22 protein-coding genes and 1 other RNA gene are annotated in these 20,020 nt (G+C 35.2%); 15 read left to right on the top strand and 8 right to left on the bottom strand.

The features are described 5' to 3' along the window. Positions 1 to 158: 158 nt before the first annotated feature. Genes hemA through hemL form a run of 7 tightly spaced genes read left to right on the top strand, consistent with a single transcriptional unit; the run spans position 159 to position 7,337 of the window. Positions 159 to 1,403, top strand: coding sequence for a glutamyl-tRNA reductase (hemA, locus tag ACFOWM_RS02605; protein WP_379706691.1), 1,245 nt, complete (start codon positions 159 to 161; stop codon positions 1,401 to 1,403). A 1-nt stretch (position 1,404) separates the two neighbouring features. Then, positions 1,405 to 2,352, top strand: coding sequence for a hydroxymethylbilane synthase (hemC, locus tag ACFOWM_RS02600; RefSeq protein WP_379706689.1), 948 nt, complete (start codon positions 1,405 to 1,407; stop codon positions 2,350 to 2,352). After that, positions 2,349 to 3,056, top strand: coding sequence for a uroporphyrinogen-III synthase (locus ACFOWM_RS02595; protein ID WP_379706688.1), 708 nt, complete (start codon positions 2,349 to 2,351; stop codon positions 3,054 to 3,056). The genes hemC and ACFOWM_RS02595 overlap by 4 nt, the downstream gene beginning before the upstream one ends. Positions 3,057 to 3,058: 2 nt before the next feature. Beyond that, the gene (gene hemE / locus ACFOWM_RS02590; RefSeq protein WP_379706686.1) at positions 3,059 to 4,126 is read left to right on the top strand and encodes a uroporphyrinogen decarboxylase; all 1,068 of its coding nucleotides are present in this window, start codon (positions 3,059 to 3,061) and stop codon (positions 4,124 to 4,126) included. Between the two features lie 5 nt (positions 4,127 to 4,131). Beyond that, the gene (hemF, locus tag ACFOWM_RS02585) at positions 4,132 to 5,067 is read left to right on the top strand and encodes an oxygen-dependent coproporphyrinogen oxidase (protein ID WP_379706684.1); all 936 of its coding nucleotides are present in this window, start codon (positions 4,132 to 4,134) and stop codon (positions 5,065 to 5,067) included. Between the two features lie 11 nt (positions 5,068 to 5,078). Continuing rightward, positions 5,079 to 6,056, top strand: coding sequence for a porphobilinogen synthase (gene hemB / locus ACFOWM_RS02580; protein WP_379706682.1), 978 nt, complete (start codon positions 5,079 to 5,081; stop codon positions 6,054 to 6,056). A 3-nt stretch (positions 6,057 to 6,059) separates the two neighbouring features. Then, entirely contained in the window at positions 6,060 to 7,337 is a 1,278-nt protein-coding gene (gene hemL / locus ACFOWM_RS02575) for a glutamate-1-semialdehyde 2,1-aminomutase (protein WP_379706680.1), read from the top strand. Between the two features lie 66 nt (positions 7,338 to 7,403). Here hemL and ACFOWM_RS02570 read toward each other — a convergent pair whose 3' ends face one another. From ACFOWM_RS02570 to ACFOWM_RS02540, 7 genes are all read right to left on the bottom strand, one after another. Further along, positions 7,404 to 7,997, bottom strand: coding sequence for a peroxiredoxin-like family protein (locus ACFOWM_RS02570; protein ID WP_379706678.1), 594 nt, complete (start codon positions 7,995 to 7,997; stop codon positions 7,404 to 7,406). A gap of 124 nt (positions 7,998 to 8,121) precedes the next feature. After that, positions 8,122 to 8,835 carry a VIT1/CCC1 transporter family protein gene (locus ACFOWM_RS02565; protein WP_379706676.1) on the bottom strand — a complete coding sequence of 238 codons (714 nt, stop codon included), beginning with the start codon at positions 8,833 to 8,835 and terminating at the stop codon, positions 8,122 to 8,124. Positions 8,836 to 8,844: 9 nt separating this feature from the next. Then, complete coding sequence (rocD, locus tag ACFOWM_RS02560) at positions 8,845 to 10,092, bottom strand: ornithine--oxo-acid transaminase (RefSeq protein WP_379706674.1); 1,248 nt, start codon at positions 10,090 to 10,092, stop codon at positions 8,845 to 8,847. Between the two features lie 165 nt (positions 10,093 to 10,257). Next, positions 10,258 to 11,082 (bottom strand): 4-(cytidine 5'-diphospho)-2-C-methyl-D-erythritol kinase, encoded by an 825-nt coding sequence (locus tag ACFOWM_RS02555; RefSeq protein WP_379706672.1) that lies wholly within the window; start codon positions 11,080 to 11,082, stop codon positions 10,258 to 10,260. Positions 11,083 to 11,109: 27 nt separating this feature from the next. Next, entirely contained in the window at positions 11,110 to 11,721 is a 612-nt protein-coding gene (locus ACFOWM_RS02550; protein WP_379706670.1) for a bifunctional nuclease family protein, read from the bottom strand. Between the two features lie 79 nt (positions 11,722 to 11,800). After that, positions 11,801 to 12,754: an electron transfer flavoprotein subunit alpha/FixB family protein gene (locus tag ACFOWM_RS02545; RefSeq protein ID WP_379706668.1), complete on the bottom strand. Its 954-nt coding sequence runs from the start codon at positions 12,752 to 12,754 to the stop codon at positions 11,801 to 11,803. Positions 12,755 to 12,778: 24 nt separating this feature from the next. Further along, the gene (locus tag ACFOWM_RS02540) at positions 12,779 to 13,522 is read right to left on the bottom strand and encodes an electron transfer flavoprotein subunit beta/FixA family protein (RefSeq protein ID WP_379706666.1); all 744 of its coding nucleotides are present in this window, start codon (positions 13,520 to 13,522) and stop codon (positions 12,779 to 12,781) included. A gap of 87 nt (positions 13,523 to 13,609) precedes the next feature. On the opposite strand from ACFOWM_RS02540, the gene ACFOWM_RS02535 reads away from it, so the two are divergent. From ACFOWM_RS02535 to fsa, 3 genes are all read left to right on the top strand, one after another. Further along, positions 13,610 to 13,930 carry a tetratricopeptide repeat protein gene (locus ACFOWM_RS02535; RefSeq protein ID WP_379706663.1) on the top strand — a complete coding sequence of 107 codons (321 nt, stop codon included), beginning with the start codon at positions 13,610 to 13,612 and terminating at the stop codon, positions 13,928 to 13,930. Between the two features lie 85 nt (positions 13,931 to 14,015). Continuing rightward, an RNA gene (ffs, locus tag ACFOWM_RS02530) (signal recognition particle sRNA small type) lies at positions 14,016 to 14,114 on the top strand. A 123-nt stretch (positions 14,115 to 14,237) separates the two neighbouring features. Continuing rightward, on the top strand, positions 14,238 to 14,891 hold the full coding sequence (fsa, locus tag ACFOWM_RS02525; RefSeq protein WP_379706660.1) for a fructose-6-phosphate aldolase: 654 nt from the start codon (positions 14,238 to 14,240) through the stop codon (positions 14,889 to 14,891). On the opposite strand, the gene ACFOWM_RS02520 is transcribed toward fsa, so the two are convergent. After that, the gene (locus ACFOWM_RS02520; protein ID WP_379706657.1) at positions 14,865 to 15,281 is read right to left on the bottom strand and encodes a hypothetical protein; all 417 of its coding nucleotides are present in this window, start codon (positions 15,279 to 15,281) and stop codon (positions 14,865 to 14,867) included. The genes fsa and ACFOWM_RS02520 overlap by 27 nt on opposite strands. A 292-nt stretch (positions 15,282 to 15,573) precedes the next feature. Between ACFOWM_RS02520 and ACFOWM_RS02515 the strand changes: the two genes are divergently transcribed. Genes ACFOWM_RS02515 through ACFOWM_RS02495 form a run of 5 tightly spaced genes read left to right on the top strand, consistent with a single transcriptional unit; the run spans position 15,574 to position 20,007 of the window. Then, on the top strand, positions 15,574 to 17,001 hold the full coding sequence (locus ACFOWM_RS02515; RefSeq protein WP_379706654.1) for an anthranilate synthase component I family protein: 1,428 nt from the start codon (positions 15,574 to 15,576) through the stop codon (positions 16,999 to 17,001). Between the two features lie 10 nt (positions 17,002 to 17,011). Then, the gene (locus ACFOWM_RS02510; RefSeq protein ID WP_379706651.1) at positions 17,012 to 17,608 is read left to right on the top strand and encodes an anthranilate synthase component II; all 597 of its coding nucleotides are present in this window, start codon (positions 17,012 to 17,014) and stop codon (positions 17,606 to 17,608) included. 4 nt (positions 17,609 to 17,612) lie between these two features. Then, positions 17,613 to 18,596: an anthranilate phosphoribosyltransferase gene (gene trpD / locus ACFOWM_RS02505; protein ID WP_379706648.1), complete on the top strand. Its 984-nt coding sequence runs from the start codon at positions 17,613 to 17,615 to the stop codon at positions 18,594 to 18,596. Further along, positions 18,596 to 19,369, top strand: a complete 774-nt coding sequence (gene trpC, locus ACFOWM_RS02500) for an indole-3-glycerol phosphate synthase TrpC (protein ID WP_379706645.1) — start codon at positions 18,596 to 18,598, stop codon at positions 19,367 to 19,369. Before trpD ends, trpC begins: the two co-directional genes overlap by 1 nt. Positions 19,370 to 19,380: 11 nt before the next feature. After that, the gene (locus ACFOWM_RS02495) at positions 19,381 to 20,007 is read left to right on the top strand and encodes a phosphoribosylanthranilate isomerase (protein ID WP_379706642.1); all 627 of its coding nucleotides are present in this window, start codon (positions 19,381 to 19,383) and stop codon (positions 20,005 to 20,007) included. The last annotated feature ends 13 nt before the right edge of the window (positions 20,008 to 20,020 follow it).

Here is a 20,020-nt window from a genome sequence, read left to right as displayed (position 1 = left end):
AATTTCAATCATCTACTTCATAACACACAATGTTTATTGTCACCTGAATGTCAGATTCGGTTCATTTACTTCCTAGTTTGGTAATTTAATTTTTATTACAATACGTTTACAATTGTATGACGAAAGCCATAGGTTGATTAGATAATTTTACACTCAATATGTATCAAAACAACGTTACATTATCAACTCAAATATTAAGCAGGTTACACGTAATTGGTATTAACCACCACCAAACGAGTGCAGAGGTGAGGGGTTTGTTTGCAATTGATAAAAATCAGTTTAATACCATTGCCACTATTGCAAAGGAATATGAAATTGTTAGCTTATTTGTGCTAAGTACTTGTAATAGAACCGAATTGTACGCCTTTGCTGAAAACAGCACAATTTTAGTAGATATTTTGTGTGAAGCATCGGGTGGTTCAAAAAATGTTTTTGATGAAATTTCATTTAGCAAAAATGGTACATTAGCATTAGAGCACTTATTTAAAGTAGCCGCAGGTATCGATTCGCAAATATTAGGCGATTATGAAATTTTAGGTCAATTAAAAGCAGCCATTGCAATGGCAAATGCGCATCAACTTATTGGGCCTATAATGCACCGCACTTTAAATTATGTGTTGCAAGCTTCTAAAAAAATAAAAACGTTTACTTCTTTAAGTTCAGGTACTGTATCGGTATCATACGCAGCCATTGAATATTTGAAATTACAAGACAATATTGCAGAACAAAAAATACTAATAATTGGTGCAGGCAAGTTTGGTAGAAATGTTTGTAAAAATTTAAAACATTATTTCAATACTAACAATATCACCATCCTCAATAGAACAAATAATATAGCCGCTGATTTTGCAAAAGAGGCAGGTATTACTGCCGATTTATTTGAAAACTTACCAAAGCAGGTTAAATTAAATGATGTAATAATTGTGTGTACGAATGCCAACGATTATATCATAACAACAGAACATTTTTCAGAAAATGATCATAAAGTTATTTTAGATTTATCGGTTCCATTAAATGTACAACCAACCATAAATGCATATCAAAATATTACTTTGGTAGATGTTGACTATCTTTCAAAAGTATATGTTGATAAAACATTGGCAGTTCGTAAGGCAGCATTGCCAAAGGCTTTCGAAATAATAAATGAAACCAGTACAGAGTTTATTAATTGGTTAAATACCTACCACCTTACAGCACACTTAAACGAATGGAAACATAAGCTGCACGAACTGCAGAATTTATTACCAGCAGCTTGTGAAATGAATAAGGTTGGCGATATCAATGCTTGTCCACATAAAAAAGTACAACAAACCATTAATAAATTAGCTACACAACTAAAAACTAATTCGCATACGGGTTGTCAATTTATTAACTCCATTAATCATTTTTTAGAGCTTAATTAAAATGAATCAATCCAACCATTTAAAAATAGGTACAAGAGACAGTAAGTTAGCTACTTGGCAAGCCCAAAAAGTAAGTGATTTTTTAACAGCTAACCATTTAGCCAATCAACTTCATTTTATAAAAAGTGAAGGCGATATTAACTTAACCACACCATTATACGAAGTAGGTGTACAAGGTATTTTTACAAAAGCGTTAGATATTGCTTTGCTCAATAATGAAATTGATATTGCTGTACATTCATTTAAAGATGTGCCAACGCAATTAGCAGCAGGCTTACAAATTGCAGCCATACTCAAAAGAGATAATCCTTTAGATGTATTGGTTTTTAAAAATGAAACAACTCGTAACAATGTAGCCAATGCTATAAATAATAAAACCACCCAACAACTTCCCATACACATTGCAACAAGTAGTATACGCCGTAAGGCACAATGGTTGCATGCGTTTCCATTATCAACCATTGATAATATAAGAGGTAATGTTATAACACGTATAGAAAAGCTACATGCAGCTGATTGGGATGCTGCCATATTTGCGGCTGCTGGTTTAGAGCGGTTGGGTTTAACAGAATCAATTACTGGGCCGCAGTTGCCTTTACCATGGATGTTACCAGCACCAGCACAAGGGGCGATGGTGGTTATTTGTAGAGAGAATGATGAACAAGTACTGAAAGCATGTGCAGGCTTACATGATGAGCACACAGCTATTTGTACGCATATTGAAAGAGATTTTTTAAGGGCTTTAATGGGAGGTTGTGCAACACCAATTGGTGCATTTGCGGCAATAGAAAACGGTATTATTTCTTTTACAGGTAACGTTACGGCTATCGATGGTAAAGATGAAATTACTGTAATAGTAAAAACACCTTTGGAACAACAACAATTGGTGGCAACAGAAGCAGCTACTCTTATGGTTCAAAAAGGTATTCAAAATATCAAAATAAATTGATTACGCAAGCAACCATATTATCAACAAAAAAATTATTGCCTGCAGTAAAAAATGATTTACAACAACATCATTTTAATGTGATAGATGAGTCTTTTATTAGTTTTAAAAACATTGTCAATTTTGAAAAATCAAGTTGTATTAATGTTGCTGATGAGGTCATCGTTTTTACAAGTGTAAATGCTGTTAAAGCTTATATTGAAAATGTACAGCATTTTTTTATTGCACCAACATACAAAAGGGTTTATTGTTTAAGTGGCCAAACACTTATTGCAGCTAAACAACTTTCTAATATTACCATTGAAGGCGTTGCAGAAAATGCACTTGCTTTAGCTCGATTAATTACGGCAGATAAAAATATTGAAGCCGTTACATTTTTTTGTGGCGATCATAGGAGAGATGATTTACAACATCACTTACAACAAAATAATGTTTTGGTAAATGAAGTGGTTTTGTATGAATCAATATTAACGCCACTTTCAATCAACGAACCTATTGATGGGCTGTTGTTTTTTAGTCCATCAGCCATTGATAGTTATTTATTAAAAAATACCATTGCAGCGGTAACTGCCTGTTTTTGTATAGGCGATACAACTGCACAACATTTACAGCAAAAAATTGCACGACAAGCAATTGTTGCTGCACAACCTTCACAAGAGGCTATTGCAACTTGTGTATACCAATTCTATAATAAAAAGATAGCATAATTATGATTCCATCAGTAAATACTACTGGCAACGCAACGAGTAGTAATTTGAAAAACGATTTACTTTTACAAGCGTTAAGAGGTGAACAATTGAGTAGACCCCCAGTTTGGATGATGCGTCAAGCAGGTCGTTATTTACCAGAATACATGGTGCTTAGAAGAAAATATGATTTTTTTACCCGTTGCCAAACACCTGAGTTAGTTTGTGAAATAACCTTACAACCAGTTGATATTGTTGGGGTAGATGCTGCCATTATTTTTTCAGATATTTTGGTGGTACCGCAAGCAATGGGTTTAGAAGTATTAATGGAAGAAGGTAAAGGCCCTTCATTACCAGCACCTATAAAATCAGTTGATGATTTAAAACGTATTGTGAAGCCTGATGTGAACGATCAATTACATTATGTAATGGATGCGTTAACACTTACGAAAAAAACACTAGATGGTCGTGTGCCTTTAATAGGTTTTGCTGGTGCTCCTTTTACATTACTTTGTTACATGGTACAAGGTAAAGGCAGTAAAACGTTTGATGAAGCTAAATCATTTTGTTTTACACAACCTGCATTAGCACACCAACTTATGCAAATGATTACTGATACCACCATCGAGTATTTAATTGCACAATCAAAGGCTGGTGCTGATGTTGTACAGTTATTTGATAGTTGGAGTGGTTTATTAAGTCCAGCAGATTTTGAAGCATTCGCATTGCCGTACATTAAACAAATTGTAGCTGCGGTTCAACCGCATTGTCCGGTAATTGTGTTTGCTAAAGGAAGTTGGTATGCTATTGAAGCGATGGCTGCAACTGGTGCTGCTGTGGGGGTTGACTGGTGTATACCGCCTGCCATGGCTCGTTCGTTTGCAGGTAAGCATACTACATTACAAGGTAGTTTTGACCCTGCAAAGTTAATGATGGCGCCAGCTGATATTAAGAAAGAAGCTCATAAAATGATTGATGCTTTTGGTGTTCAACATTACATTGCTAATTTAGGTCATGGTATAACACCTAATATTCCGGTTGATCATGCAAGGGCATTTGTAGATGCTATTAAAGAATATAACGCAAAATAACAACGATGTTAGGTAACGAAGAGTCTATCAAACAACAGTTTATCGACTTTATTCATGGTTTGCAAAATCACCTTTGTGCTGCAATTGAGCAAGTAGATGGTGCGGCTATTTTTAAAGAAGATGTTTGGCAAAGAGCAGAAGGTGGTGGTGGCATTACACGTATTATTGCCAATGGTGCGGTGTTTGAAAAAGGTGGTGTTAATACCAGTATAGTATTTGGTGATGTTACGGATAATATGCGTAAGCAATTAAAAATTGAAGGCGAAAAATGGTTTGCTTGTGGCATTAGTTCGGTATTACATCCTATTAATCCTATGGTGCCAACGGTACATTTTAATTACCGTTATTTTGAATTGTATGATGCACAACATGAAGTGATAGATAGCTGGTTTGGCGGTGGTACTGATTTAACGCCTTATTATTTGTTTGAAGATGATGTAGTGCATTTTCATCAATCTTACCAAACTATTTGTAATCAATTTCATGTTGATTTATATCCTCAATTTAAACATCATTGCGATACCTATTTTGTAAACAAACATCGTAATAATGAGTGCAGGGGTGTTGGTGGTATTTTTTATGATTACCAACGCAATGGTAATTTTAATATGACAGCTGCTGATTGGTTATCATTTGCTAAAGCTTGTGGTTATATTTTCGAAACATCTTATTTAACCATCGCTACTAAACATAAAGATGATACTTTTACAGATGCACAAAAGTACTGGCAACAAATAAGAAGAGGCAGGTATGTTGAATTTAATTTGGTGCATGATAGGGGAACCCTTTTTGGTTTACATACTAACGGTCGTACCGAGAGTATTTTAATGAGTTTACCACCAACAGTAAGGTTCGATTATGAATATCATCCTCCAAAAGATAGTGCAGAAGCGGCGTTGCAAGCAATATTGCTGCAACCAAAAAATTGGTTACAACTTTAAACTTTTTTAAAATGTATTTGCAAAAGCGAAATAGAATATTACGTCAATCACCTGCTATACGTAGTATGGTAGCTGAAACAGTAGTAACACCCAACGATTTTATTGTACCATTATTTATTGTAGAAGGTAGTAATGTACGTGAAGAAATTAGCTCAATGACTAATTACTATCGTTTAAGTTTAGATAATACGGTTGCAGAAGTAAAACAGTTGTATGCTATGGGTGTGAAATGTATACTATTATTTATTAAGTGTGATGATGCATTAAAAGATAATAAAGGTACCGAAGCATTAAACCCCAATGGTTTAATGCAAAGAAGTATTCGTGCAATTAAAGATGCGGTGCCTGAAATGTGTGTAATGACGGATATTGCCCTAGATCCTTTTTCTAGTTATGGCCATGATGGAATTGTTGAAAACAATCAAATTGTAAACGATGCTACTGTTGAAGTGCTGGCAAAAATGAGTGTAAGCCATGCACAAGCTGGAGCTGATTTTGTTGCACCAAGTGATATGATGGATGGCCGTATTGGCGCCATTCGTAAGGCATTAGAAGAAAATAATTTTACCAATACGGGTATAATGAGTTATAGCGCTAAATATGCTAGTTGCTTTTATGGCCCTTTTAGAGATGCTTTAGATAGTGCACCAGGATTTGGTGATAAAAAAACATATCAAATGGATGTAGCTAATAGCAATGAAGCTGTTAGAGAAACCTTGTTAGATATTGAAGAAGGTGCAGATATTGTAATGGTAAAACCTGGTTTACCTTATTTAGATATTGTACAAAAACTTGCCACCCAAATTCATGTACCCATTAGTGTATACCAAGTAAGTGGCGAATATGCTATGATAAAAGCTGCAGCAGAAAAAGGTTGGTTAAATGAAGAAAAAGCCATTATAGAATCAATCACTTCCATCAAAAGAGCTGGTGCAAGCCTTATTGCTAGTTACTTTGCAAAAGATTTTATTAAAATTATAAACGCATAATCAATGTCATCTCAAAACGATATTTTATTTGCCAAGGCGCAACTTCATATACCCGGGGGCGTTAATTCACCCGTAAGGGCTTTTAAAAGTGTAGGTGGTAACCCCATATTTATTAAAAAAGCAAACGGTGCTTATTTGTATGATGCTGATGATAAACAATATATTGATTACATCGCCTCATGGGGACCAATGATTTTGGGGCATGCATATGAACCTGTTATTAATGCCATTCAACAGCAAGCTACATTAGGCACTAGTTATGGCGCACCTACCGAATTAGAAATTAATATGGCAGCCTTAATTAAATCAATGGCACCCAATGTTGATTTAATAAGGATGACGAGCAGCGGTACAGAAGCTTGTATGAGTGCACTACGTGTTGCACGTGGGTATACTGGTAAAAATAAATTCATCAAGTTTGAAGGTTGTTATCATGGCCATGCAGATGCTTTTTTGGTAAAAGGGGGTAGTGGCATGGCTACATTGGGTATTGAAACGGTACCCGGTGTAAGTGAAGCAGTAGCCAACGATACTTTAACTGTAGCTTATAACGATTTAGAAGCAGTGCAACATTTAGTGGCATTACATAAAAATGAAATTGCTGCCATTATAGTAGAACCCGTAGCTGGTAACATGGGTTGTATTTTACCTGCGCCTGGTTTTTTAGAAGGACTCAGAAAAATTTGCGATGATGAAAACATCGTATTAATTTTTGATGAAGTGATGACGGGCTTTAGATTAGCAAAAGGCGGTGCACAACAATTATTAAACATAAACGCTGATTTGGTTACTTATGGTAAAGTAATTGGCGCAGGTATGCCCGTTGGTGCTTTTGGTGGAAAACAAGCTATTATGGAGTGTGTAGCGCCATTGGGTAAAGTATACCAAGCAGGCACATTAAGTGGTAACCCTATTGCTATGATTGCTGGGTATACCTTGTTGAATGAATTGAATACGAATGATGATTTGTATACTGAGCTAAACGCAAAAACTGTTTATTTAAAAGATGGTTTGGCCAAAGTTTTTATTGATAAAAACATACCCGTTACAATCAATCAACTTGGCAGTATGATTAGTGTGCATTTTACAAATAATGAGGTAAATAATTTTGCAGATGCTGCAGCTTGTAATAATGAATTGTTTAAAAAATATTTTCATCATATGCTAGCGCAAGGTATTTATTTGCCACCTTCACCTTTTGAAAGTTGGTTTTTAAACAATGCATTGCGTTATGATGATTTAGATAAAACCATTAATGCCACCGCAACTTTTACTGCATAAATTTTAAAAGCGCCATCATAATTTGATGGCGCTTTTGGTAAATTCATTTGGATAATTTGTGGTTTATTACAAATGATTGATAATATCATTTACACTGGCCCTAGCCCTGTAATCAGTGTTAAAAAAGCGATATTTAATAGTACCATCTTTTGCTATAATGTAGGTAGCAGGTACAGGTAAATTAGCGCCATTGTCGCCATTTACTGTTGCAAAATCAACACCATAACCTTTGTATTTGGTAACCGTGTTATCATCTACCAAAAAATTTACTTTGTAGCTTTTCATGATACTTAAACCTTTGTCTTCTATAATGGCATAAGTAGCTTTTGTTTTTTCAATGGTTTTACTAATGTTGACTGCACTCTCGGGTGTAACCGTTACAACTGATGCGCCTTTGGCAGTGATAAATGATAGTGAATCACTCACTTTCTTTAACTGTTGGTTACAATATGGGCACCATTGTCCTCTATAAAAAATTACCACTACAGGCCCTTTTTTTAAAAGTGATTGTACATCAACCATATTTCCATTTTGATCTTTTGCTGCAAACATGGGTGCTTTTTCTCCAACAGATAAACCACTAGGGTATGCGATGTTAGCTTGTGCCATGCTTGATAATGTAATTACGGATAGTAATAAGAATAATATTGATTTTTTCATGTTTGTTTTTAATTAGTTAGCGTTAATACGTAACATAAGTCGATTACTTACAGCAGCAGCATTAAAATAAAAAGCGTTTTATCAATTTCAATAAAACGCTTTTCAAAATGTGGTATAGCCTATTTTAATCAAATAATTTTGCAACGCCAAATGCGGCTGCAGCAGCCGTAGCGCCAATTAGTGTTACCCTTAATGCACCCCAAAGTGGTTTTACACCTGTCATTTTACTTTTTACATATCCAAAAATGAATAAGCATATCAGTGTTGCTATTGCTGAATATTTTAAACCATCAATTGCGTTTTCTGTAAAAAAATAAGGACTCAATGGTATGATACCTCCAACAATGTATGATATGCCAATGTTCAAGGCACTTTTGGTAGCACGTTTAGGGTCAGGTTTATCTAAACCTAGTTCATACTTCATCATAAACGATACCCAGCGATCTTTATCACGGGCAATTTCTTCGGTAGCTTGTTCTTGTACTTCTTTACTTAGGCCAATATTGGCAAAAAATTCTTTGGTTTCTTCTATTTCTCTCTCTCTTAAATTTTCAACTTCAAAGTGTTCACGTTTTTCTTCATTGGTGTAATGGTCTTGCTCTGTTTTACCCGATAAATATCCACCTAAACCCATCGCAATACTACCAGCAGCTATTTCAGCAATGCCTGCAATTACAATGATGTTGCTGCTAGCAACAGCACCGCTAAGGCCTGCTGCTAATGCAAATGGTACCGTTAAGCCATCACTCATACCTATTACAACATCTCTTAAAAAGTCTGAACTTTCAAGATGTTCTTCGGTATGTTGATGGGTATTGTGGTGTAAATGGGTGTCCATTATATAAATTTAAAGTTGCTCTAAAATACGTAAGCTTTTTTTAATAATCGTTACGGCTTCTAATATTTGCGTTTCTGTAATGATTAATGGTGGAGCAAAACGAATTTTATCGCCATGGGTAGGCTTTGCTAATAAACCATTATTTTTCATTTCAATACAAAGTTCCCATGCCGCTTCTTTATTGTGATGATCAATTACGATGGCATTCAGCAATCCCTTCCCTCTAATTGTTTTGATAAAAGGCGATTCAATTTTTGATAGTTCGTTTCTAAATAAAATCCCCATTTTATGGGAATTAGCAGCCATATTTTCATCTTTCAGCACTGTTAAAGCAGCAATGGCAATTTTACATGCTAACGGATTTCCTCCATAAGTGCTACCATGTTCACCTGGTTTAATGGTCATCATCACTTCATCATTACATAATACAGCACTTATTGGTATGGTGCCACCGCTTAGTGCTTTGCCTAAAATTAAAATATCGGCATGTACACCTTCTTCACAAATGGCTAATAAATGACCAGTACGGCAGAGGCCAGATTGAATTTCATCTGCCACCATTAATACGTTGTATTTGTTACAAAGTTGTCGCACTTTTGCATAATACCCAACGTTAGGTACCACTACACCTGCTTCACCTTGTATTGGCTCAAACATAAATGCAGCAACAGTTTCATCTTGAAAAGCTTTTTCTAAAGCTTCAATATTATTGTACGGTACTTGAATAAACCCCGGTAAAAACGGACCAAAATGATGACGTGATGATTCATCGGTGCTATAAGAAATTACCCCTAATGTTCTACCATGAAAATTATCGTTACAAACCACCACTTTTGCTTGGTTTTCGGCAATACCTTTTACTTGGTAACCCCATCTTCTGCTCAGTTTTATGGCAGTTTCAACAGCTTCCACACCTGTGTTCATGGGCAAAACTTTATCGTACCCAAAATAACTGGTGATGAATTTTTCATATTCACCTAGTTGGTCATTGTAAAATGCCCTTGATGTTAAGGTGAGTGTTTGTGCTTGTTCAATAAGCACATCAATAATTTTGGGGTGACAATGCCCTTGATTTACAGCTGAGTAACCACTCAAAAAATCATAGTATTGTTTATCATCAACATCCCACAAATGAACGCCTTTCCCTTTTTTTAGCACTACCGGTAAAGGATGGTAATTGTGGGCACCATATTTATCTTCTAATGAAATAAAATAATCAGTAGCCGGCGATTCAGTTGCATGCAACACTGCACTCATTGTATTAAGTTTTTAAAAATGTAAAGTGAAATTTGGAGTACGTAAGTATAACCTTCCTGCATAGGAAGGTGGAGGAAGCTTAACTTCGATGATTGAGCAAATCTAAATTGCTGCTTAAAAAATGTAGTATGTTAGTTGTGTACTTGATAGTTCAAAGATATTATTTTAAACGACTTCACAAAAGTAATGTGCAGGAAATTTAAAATTATTTAAAGAAGGAGCATCTTTAAAAATACCAAAAACAGTACTGCCACTGCCACTCATGGCACTGTAAATGGCACCTTGTTGATACAGTGTTTCTTTAATAATTGCTATGGCAGGGTGTTGTTGAAACACCGGAACTTCAAAATCATTAACAATCGTGTTTTTCCAAGTAGTTATATCAGCCTGTACATTTTCTTGCAAATTTTTACTGCCCATCGCGGCAACATTTAATGCTTTAAAAGCGGCACCAGTATTTACATGAATACTAGGGTTTACTATTACAAAATGATAACCCGATAAATCAATAGTTGTTGGGGTAAGTATTTCACCACGGCCCGTAGCAAATGAAGGTTGGTTTAAAACAAAAAACGGACAGTCACTACCCAGTTGTAATGCATACTGCATGAGCTTTTCATTACCCAAATTCAATTGGTATAGTTGGTTGAGCATTTGCAAAACGGCTGTTGCATCTGCTGAACCACCACCTAAGCCTGCCCCTAAAGGAATATTTTTATGGAGATGTAAATGAACAGTGCTTATTTGTGGGTATTCGTTTTTTAATAAATGGTATGCTTTTACACAAAGGTTATCAGCTGTACTACCATCTATTTGTAAACCGGTAGAAGTAAATGTAATACTATCACTATTTTGTGGCGTTTCAACTATTTCTACCGCATCTTTAATGGCAATGGGGTAGAAGATGGTTTCAATATCATGAAAACCATCAACTCTTTTGCCCACTATATTTAAACCAATATTTATTTTACAGTTGGGAAAAGCCAGCATGTGTTTGTGATTTTTTTACCAGTGAATTTAATTGTTGCCCCTGGTTTTTAATTCATCTCTAATAGCAATTGCTTTGATGTAATCTTCATTTTCTAAAACCTCCGCTAAAAGTGCATTCAACTCATCAATACTTAACGAACGTAGGTTATCGTTGCTTTTGTTAGATGATGATGGTGCATTGGTGTTGGTACTGCTGCTAAATGTTGGTTCATCAACGGTACGCATTTCATCATCCATCAACACACCTGCTTGGTCTAAAATATTTTCATAGGTATAAATAGGGCAACCAAAACGAACTGCTAATGCCAAGGCATCAGAAGTACGTGAATCAATTTCAACCGTATCGTTATTGGAGCTACAAACTAATTTCGAATAAAAAATACCTTCTTGTAAATCGTTGATAACAATTTCATGCATATCAACATTAAAGGCCATCATAAAGTTCTTCATCAAATCATGTGTTAAAGGCCTGCTCGGGTTCATACGTTCCAATGCAACAGCAATCGCTTGTGCTTCAAAGCCGCCAATAACAATAGGTAAACGTCTTAAGCCATTTACTTCACCCAATACCACTGCATACGATTGTGTTTGCGTAATACTGTGCGATAATGCCACTATTTCTAACTCTATTTTTTTCATGAAATTTCTTAAAGGGCAAATATAAAAAATAAAGCCTTCCTAAATGAATAGAAAGGCTTAAAATTTATGTTGAAAAATATTAAGATGCTTTTAGTTTTTTTACGGCATCAATTATTTTAGGCATTACTTCAAAAGCATCACCCACAATACCATAATCAGCCGCTTTAAAGAAAGGTGCTTCAGGGTCTTTATTAATAACTACAATGGTTTTGCTTCTATTAACACCTGCTAAATGTTGAATAGCACCTGAAATACCTACTGCGATGTATAAATTAGGGGCAATGGCTAAACCTGTTTGTCCTACATGCTCATGATGTGGGCGCCAGTGAATATCCGCTACTGGGCGACTGCAAGCTGTTGCTGCACCTAATAAATGTGCTAGGTCAGTAATCATACCCCAGTTTTCAGGCCCTTTTAAGCCTCTACCACCACTTACCACAATATCAGCTTCGCCTAATGGTACTTCACCTTTTACTAAATCAACACTTTCAACTGTAACTTTTGCAGCATCAATCGTTGCATTAAATGGAACCACTTCGGCACTACCGCCAGTAGTTATAACACCGTATGCATTAGGGTTCAATGCAATAATTTTCTTTGCAGTTGTAACAGTAATGTTGGCAAATGCTTTACCACTAAATACGGTTTTCTTAACTGTAAAACCATTACTAAGTTCAGGTAATGCAGCAGCGCCAGAAACCAAACCAGCTTTCAAACGCACACTCAAACGAGGTGCTACTGCTTTGCCGGTAGTGTTTTGTGAAAACACAATTACATCTGCATTTTCAGCCGCTGCAGTAATAATTTTGGTATATACTTGTGCGTCAAAATTATTTAATGATGCATCAGCTACGGTATGTACTTTCGTAATACCATAATTACCTAATTGTGAAAGGTCATCGGCCACAGTACCTAAAATAATGGCTTCAGCGGTTGTGCCTGTTAATTCAGCAACTTTAGCTGCATAACTAGCGGCTTCAAACGATGATTTTTTTATATGTCCTGCTGCTTGATCTATAAATACGAGTACCATAAAATGGATAATTTAATGTGTTAATTAAAATACTTTTGCTTCTTCATGTAATAATCTTACCAACTCCTCAGGGTTATCAGCACTTACTAATTTAACACCAGCTTTTGCAGGCGGCAAATCAAATGAGGCAACAGTGGTGTAGCTTTCAGCAGCTACAGGTTCAACAACTTTTAAAGGTTTTGTACGAGCACCCATAATGCCTTTCATATTGGGTATACGTTGTTCGGCCATACCTTTTTGACAGCTTACTACCAATGGTAAAGCTGCTTTATCAGTTTCTTCACCACCTTCAATTTCTCTTACTACGGTAGCGTTGGTACCATCTAAAGTAAATTTAGTAGCATGTGAAATGTATGGTAAATCTAACAACTCCGCTACCATAGCACCAATAGATGAACCGTTGTAATCTATTGTTTCTTTACCTGTAAAAATTAAATCGTAATTGCCATCTTTTGCAATAGCTGCAATTTGTGAAGCGATGTTAAAGCTATCCGCATTTTCACTGTTTACACGAATGGCTTCATCGCCACCTAATGCTAAAGCTTTACGAATAATTGGTTCGCTATCAGCACCACCCACATTTACCAAATGTAACACAGTACTAGCATCTGCTTCTTTCAATTCAATAGCTCTTACTAATGCATACCACTCATCATACGGATTTATAATCCATTGCACACCATCAGTAGCAAATTTCGTATTGTTATCTGCGAAAGCTATTTTTGCCGTGGTATCAGGCGTTTTGCTTATACAAACGAGTATTTTCATAACAGTTTTTTAAAAGGTTGTTTATGCAACTAAAATGCAAATATAAGTCAAGTTTACATACAACCACAAACTACCAAATAATTTTTTATGAACAGAATTGAACAACTAAATAACCTGCTTTTAACCAACGCAAATGACAGTTTTTTACAACATGCTTTAGCGCTTGAACATATAAAGTTGGGCGATGATGATAAAGCATTGGTGTTGTTTACCAATATTTTAAAAGTAAATGAAGATTATGTTGGTTCATATTACCATCTTGCTAAGTTATATGAACGTATGCAGCAATTGCCAATGGCTGTTGAAACTTATAAAAAGGGGATGATGATTGCAAAAAAATTAAAAGATCAACATGCATACAATGAAATGCAGGGTGCTTTAGAAGATGTTGAAGATGCTGATGAATAAAAGCTTGTAGCCAAATCAACTAAAAAAAATTAATAAAAATTTCATGTTGTGCTTTGTATTAACATGAATGTGCCTATATTTGCGGCGGCAAGTCTTATACGACCAGCTCCTGTTGAACTCCCCCAGGACCGGAAGGTAGCAAGGGTAGATGGTTGAGCGGTGCGATGTAAGTAACTTGCCATTTTTTATTTCTGGTAACTCGTCATTTTTTTTTATCACAGTTTTTAATGATGCCTCATTCATTTTCACTTACTTTGCATCATAAAATTTACGCAACTATTTCTTTCATCATTTTCAATTTATTTCAATGAAATTTTTCATCGACACAGCCAATTTGGCTCAAATTAAAGAAGCAAACGATTTAGGTATTTTAGATGGTGTTACCACAAACCCCTCTTTAATGGCAAAAGAAGGTATTAAAGGTACTGCAGCGGTTTTACAACACTATGTAGATATCTGCAATATGGTGGATGGTGATATTAGTGCAGAAGTAATTTCAACAGATTATAAAGGTATTATTGAAGAAGGAAAGAAATTAGCGGCGCTTCATAAAAATATTGTGGTGAAGGTACCCATGATTAAAGATGGTATTAAAGCCATTAAGTGGTTTACTGATAATGGTATTAAAACAAACTGTACCTTAATTTTTTCTGCAGGCCAAGCTATTTTAGCTGCAAAAGCAGGTGCTACTTATGTATCGCCATTTTTAGGAAGGGTAGATGATATGGGGGCAGATGGTATTGAATTGATTTACCAAATACGCCGCATTTTTGATGTGCAAGGTTTTAAAACCGAAATTTTAGCAGCATCAATTCGCAATGCATTACATATTATTAAATGTGCTGAAGCTGGTGCTGATGTATGTACTTGTCCGCTTGATTCTATTTTAGGATTATTAAAACATCCTTTAACAGATAGTGGTTTGGCTAAATTTTTAGAAGATGCTAAGAAGTTTGCTTAGTTGCTTTTTTGCTTTTTTTCTAAGTTCATTCAACACTTCTTGCTCTGTTTTTAATGGCGGATCTTCTTGCTGTTTAACGGGCATTTCAAATATTTTAAACGCTTGTTCGTTGCTTAATAAAACTACTTTTATGGTAACGAACAAGGGTTTGAAGTTTGCAGGTAACACCAAATTATTTCCTTGAAACGGTGCTGCATCGCAACTAAATTTCACTTTTGTACTATCTAACGGAATGTATTTTCCGTTGCTCAAAAGTCCATCTACATTAATATAATTGTGTGTGCCTTTTTTTAAACTATCCGTATAAAGGTTTACAAATATTTTTTCAATTTTTTGTGCTTTTAAAACACCGAAGCTGCCACACAATAAAATAGATAGTATAATTTTCAATGTTTTTCTGAATTTTTATTGTGCTAAGTTGGCGATTAATATTTATATGAAAGAATGATGGATGGTATTTTGTCATTTTTTTATCATTTAAGGAAAACTTTAGTTTTAAATTTTGTCGGTTGAATGATTCAACCCATATTTGCACTAGTAATGAAACAAGTAACAAATAACATGCAATGGTGGTGGTACAATCAGTAAACAGATTGTGTCAATGCCCTATTTATATCATTTAATATTAGGCCCCGGCACAACGCCGGGGTTTTTTATTTAATCAAACTGAAGTCATTAAGTGATGAGCAACATAAAAATTGAAACAAGTACTCAAAAAATTGCCGCTGATTTATATACGCCAGTAGGTATATACCTGCGTATGAGAGATAAGTTTAGAGATACTATTTTACTCGAAAGTACGGACTCACATGCAGGTGAAAATAGCAAGTCAATCATTGGTATTAATGCCATTGGTGGTATTGAAATTTCAAGTTTAACCAAGGCTGAATATAAATACCCATTGCAAGCTACCACCAACATAGCACTCAATAACAAAAGTGATGTAAGTGCCATACTAGGGGGCTTTTTAAATAGTTTTGAAGTAGTAGGTGATGATGATAAAAATACCAGTATAGCGCAAGGTTTGTTTGGTTATACCAATTATGATGCGGTGCAATTTTTTGAAAATATTTCGTTCAATGCCACAACAAAAATCAATGCTACCGATATACCATTATTGCGTTATAGATTGTATCAATATGTGATTGTTATTAACCATTTTAAAGATGAAATTTATTTATGTGAAAATAAAATTGATGGGTTAGAAAGCAACATCAAACAAATTGAACATATTCTTAAAAGTAAAGATGTGCCTGAGTTTCCGTTTGCTATGGTTGGTAATGAAGGTAGTGATATTACTAATGAAGATTATATTACAATGGTACAAAAAGGCATTGCAGCATGTAAAAGAGGCGATGTGTTTCAAATAGTGTTGAGCAGAAGTTTTTATCAAAAATATACGGGTGATGATTTTAATGTTTACAGAACGTTGAGAAGCATCAACCCTGGGCCCTATCTTTTTTATTTTGATTATGGTGATTATAAACTAATGGGGTCATCGCCTGAAAGTCAGGTTATTATTGATAACCAACAAGTAATTGTACACCCTATTGCAGGTACATTTAAACGTACAGGTAATGACGAAGCCGATAAAAAATTAGCTATTGCTTTAGAAAATGACCCTAAAGAAAATGCAGAACATACCATGTTGGTTGATTTAGCAAGAAATGATTTAAGTACCATCTGCAAAAATGTTACGGTAACACAACTCAAAGCTATTAACTACTATTCGCATGTAATACATATGGTGAGTGAAGTGCAGGGTACCATATCAACGGAGCATAATCCTTTTAAAATAATGGGTGCTGTTTTTCCTGCAGGTACTTTAAGTGGTGCCCCAAAGTTTAAAGCCATGCAATTGATAAATGCTATAGAAGCATCGCAACGCAATTTTTATGGTGGTGCCATTGGTTATATTGGGTTTGATAAAAGTTGTAACCATGCCATCATGATACGCAGCATGCTGTGCAAAAACAATACATTGCATTATAGGGCTGGTGCAGGTGTTGTGGCAGCTAGTAATCCGCAGTTGGAGTTAGAAGAAGTTAACCACAAATTAGGCGCTTTAAAAAATGCCATTATTCAAGCTCAAAACAAGGTTTCATTTTAATTTACAAATAATGTTACAACATAAAATATTGGTTTTAGATAACTACGATTCTTTTACCTATAATTTGGTACATGCTGTTGAAGCAATTACGGGTATAACACCAGATGTGTATCGGAATGATGCCATTACTTTAGCTGCAATTGATGCATACCAACACATTATTTTATCACCGGGGCCAGGTGTACCAACCGAAGCAGGTATATTAATTGATGTTATAAAGCAATATGCAGCAACAAAAAAAATATTGGGTGTATGCCTTGGTCACCAAGCCATTGCAGAAGCGTTTGGAGGTTCATTAATCAATTTAGATACTGTTTTTCATGGTGTTGCAACGCCTATTCATCAAACAAAAAATACCTCTTATTTATTTGATGGATTACCACCTGTTTTTGATGCTGGTCGCTACCACAGTTGGATTGTTGATGGAGCCTCGTTACCGATCGATTTTGATATTACTGCAACTGATGAAAATGGTTACATCATGGCCATGCAACATAAAGTGTACGATGTTCAATCGGTGCAGTTTCATCCTGAAAGTATATTAACCCCATTAGGCATGCAAATGCTCACCAACTGGGTAAAGCACTCAACCATTCGTTTAAAGTAAGTACATGAAAAAAATATTGCAACAATTATTTGAACACCAGCCCCTCACTATTTTACAGGCAAAAGAAGTGATGTTACAAATTGGTAAAGGGGTATATACCGATGCAGAAATAGCATCATTCATTACCGTATATTTAATGCGAACCATCAGTATTGCAGAGTTGATAGGCTTTAAAGAAGCCTTGTTAGAGATGGCGCTGCCAGTTTACTTTAATGATGCTGTTATCGATATAGTTGGCACTGGTGGTGATGGAAAAAATACTTTCAACATTTCTACCATCAGTAGTTTTGTTGTGGCTGGTACGGGTGTAAAAGTAGCGAAGCATGGTAACTATGCGTCTACTTCTGTTACAGGTTCATCAAATGTTATGGAACAACTAGGGTATCAATTTAAAAGCGACACTTCTGTTTTGCAAAAAGAATTGGACACAGCTAATATCACTTTTTTACATGCTCCTGTTTTTCATCCTGCTTTAAAAGTGGTGAGTCATATTCGTAAGCAAATGGGCGTACGTACTGTTTTTAATATGTTAGGGCCATTGGTGAATCCGGCAAAACCTACTTATCGTTTGTTAGGAGTGTATAATGCCGAAACAGCTCGTTTATATAATTATTTAATGCAGCAAACGCAACAACATTTTGCCATTGTAAACAGTTTAGATGGTTATGATGAAATTAGTTTAACGACTGATACAAAAGTGATTACACCCAATGGTGAAAAAATTTATACGGCATATGAGTTGGGTAAACGTACAGTGGCGCCTGATGATATTACAGGCGGACAATCACCTGCTGATGCAGCAAAAATATTTTTGCAAATTTTAAAAGGAGAGGGTACTTGGGCACAAAATGCAGTTGTGTTTGCCAATGCTGCTATGGCGTTGTATAGTACTGATAAATTTGAAAGTTATGATGCTTGTCATGCCCTAGCGGTAGATAGTTTAGAAAGTGGTAAAGCCTTACAATCATTTAAAAAATTAATTAGATAATGACGATACTCGATACCATCATTCAACATAAATATATTGAAGTTGCAAAACGAAAATTGCATACGCCTATTGAGCAATTGCAACAAAGTTTGTTATACCAGCAACCTCGTTTATCATTAATAAAAGCACTGCAACAACCGCAAGCAACGGGCATTATCGCTGAGTTTAAACGCAAGTCGCCCTCAAAAGGTTTCATCAATCAAAATGCAGATGCGGCAACAGTTACTACAGGTTATGCAGCTGCTGGCGCTTCAGCATTATCTGTTTTAACTGATGAATTATTTTTTGGTGGTACCACGGCAGATTTATTAGCAGCAAGGGTAAATCAAATACCCATTTTACGAAAAGATTTTATTGTTGATGCTTATCAAATTGAAGAAGCCAAAGCCATGGGTGCTGATGTTATTTTGTTAATTGCAGCATGTTTAACGCCTATTGAGGTTAAAAATTTAGCACAATACGCAAAGCAAATAGGGTTAGAAGTATTACTTGAATTACATGATGAAACAGAATTGCAACATGTTTGTGAAGACACTGTTTTAGTGGGTATTAACAACAGAAATTTAAAAACTTTTGAAGTAGATATTGCTGCCGCCATCAATATGAGCCAATTAATTGGTGCTGATAAAATTAAAATTGCTGAAAGTGGTATCAGTGAAAAAGCTACCTTGCAGCGCTTTAAAGCAGCTGGTTACAAAGGCTTTTTAATAGGTGAAAATTTCATGAAAACCAATGACCCTGCCGCCGCTTTGCAATCATTTATAAATAATTAAACATAATCGTAATGAATATTAAAGTTTGTGGTATTACTAGTAAGAAACAATTACAACAGTTAGATGGATTAAATGTGGCGTATGCAGGTTTTATTTTTTATGAAAAATCGCCTCGTTATGCAGGTTTAAAATTGGCCAATGAAGATTTAACTGAAATGGATTTAGATGTGAAGAAAGTGGGTGTATTTGTTGATGCCGAATATGAAGATATTATGGAGATGGTGGAAAAATATGAATTAGATATGGTGCAGTTACATGGTAACGAATCGCCTGAGCTGTGTGAAGAATTGTCTGAAGATGTTGAAGTAATTAAAGCATTTAGTATAACTGATACAACAACTTCAATTGATACATTAGTTGCACCATATGATAATGTATGTGATTATTATTTGTTTGATGCAGCTAGTAAAACAGCTAAAGGCGGTACTGGTACTAAGTTTGATTGGAAAAAAATTACTGATAGTAAAATTGAAAAACCATTTTTTTTAAGTGGTGGTATTGGACCAGATGATGTAACAGCTTTAAAGAAATTTAAACATCCTGATTTTTTTGGTATTGATGTAAATAGTCAATTTGAAAAAGAACCTGGTGTAAAAGATATGGGAGCAGTATTAAAATTTGTACACGATTTAAAATAACAATAGTGAAAAG

Origin of the sequence: Ferruginibacter yonginensis, from assembly GCF_042651465.1 — a bacterium.
In the GTDB taxonomy this organism is placed as follows: domain Bacteria; phylum Bacteroidota; class Bacteroidia; order Chitinophagales; family Chitinophagaceae; genus Ferruginibacter; species Ferruginibacter yonginensis.
Note: the sequence above shows the minus strand (reverse complement) of the source record. Positions and strands in the feature narration are given on the sequence as shown.

Excerpts from the sequence above, each read along its gene's own strand:
- ACFOWM_RS02510 (WP_379706651.1), top strand. The coding sequence starts at position 17,012 with ATGTTACAACATAAAATATTGGTTTTAGATAACTACGATTCTTTTACC.
- ACFOWM_RS02565 (WP_379706676.1), bottom strand. The coding sequence starts at position 8,835 with ATGGACACCCATTTACACCACAATACCCATCAACATACCGAAGAACAT.
- ACFOWM_RS02545 (WP_379706668.1), bottom strand. The coding sequence starts at position 12,754 with ATGGTACTCGTATTTATAGATCAAGCAGCAGGACATATAAAAAAATCA.
- hemL (WP_379706680.1), top strand. The coding sequence starts at position 6,060 with ATGTCATCTCAAAACGATATTTTATTTGCCAAGGCGCAACTTCATATA.
- ACFOWM_RS02570 (WP_379706678.1), bottom strand. The coding sequence starts at position 7,997 with ATGAAAAAATCAATATTATTCTTATTACTATCCGTAATTACATTATCA.
- ACFOWM_RS02495 (WP_379706642.1), top strand. The coding sequence starts at position 19,381 with ATGAATATTAAAGTTTGTGGTATTACTAGTAAGAAACAATTACAACAG.
- ACFOWM_RS02515 (WP_379706654.1), top strand. The coding sequence starts at position 15,574 with ATGAGCAACATAAAAATTGAAACAAGTACTCAAAAAATTGCCGCTGAT.
- hemA (WP_379706691.1), top strand. The coding sequence starts at position 159 with ATGTATCAAAACAACGTTACATTATCAACTCAAATATTAAGCAGGTTA.
- hemF (WP_379706684.1), top strand. The coding sequence starts at position 4,132 with ATGTTAGGTAACGAAGAGTCTATCAAACAACAGTTTATCGACTTTATT.
- hemE (WP_379706686.1), top strand. The coding sequence starts at position 3,059 with ATGATTCCATCAGTAAATACTACTGGCAACGCAACGAGTAGTAATTTG.
- hemB (WP_379706682.1), top strand. The coding sequence starts at position 5,079 with ATGTATTTGCAAAAGCGAAATAGAATATTACGTCAATCACCTGCTATA.
- ACFOWM_RS02540 (WP_379706666.1), bottom strand. The coding sequence starts at position 13,522 with ATGAAAATACTCGTTTGTATAAGCAAAACGCCTGATACCACGGCAAAA.
- trpD (WP_379706648.1), top strand. The coding sequence starts at position 17,613 with ATGAAAAAAATATTGCAACAATTATTTGAACACCAGCCCCTCACTATT.
- hemC (WP_379706689.1), top strand. The coding sequence starts at position 1,405 with ATGAATCAATCCAACCATTTAAAAATAGGTACAAGAGACAGTAAGTTA.
- fsa (WP_379706660.1), top strand. The coding sequence starts at position 14,238 with ATGAAATTTTTCATCGACACAGCCAATTTGGCTCAAATTAAAGAAGCA.
- trpC (WP_379706645.1), top strand. The coding sequence starts at position 18,596 with ATGACGATACTCGATACCATCATTCAACATAAATATATTGAAGTTGCA.
- rocD (WP_379706674.1), bottom strand. The coding sequence starts at position 10,092 with ATGAGTGCAGTGTTGCATGCAACTGAATCGCCGGCTACTGATTATTTT.
- ACFOWM_RS02535 (WP_379706663.1), top strand. The coding sequence starts at position 13,610 with ATGAACAGAATTGAACAACTAAATAACCTGCTTTTAACCAACGCAAAT.
- ACFOWM_RS02555 (WP_379706672.1), bottom strand. The coding sequence starts at position 11,082 with ATGCTGGCTTTTCCCAACTGTAAAATAAATATTGGTTTAAATATAGTG.
- ACFOWM_RS02550 (WP_379706670.1), bottom strand. The coding sequence starts at position 11,721 with ATGAAAAAAATAGAGTTAGAAATAGTGGCATTATCGCACAGTATTACG.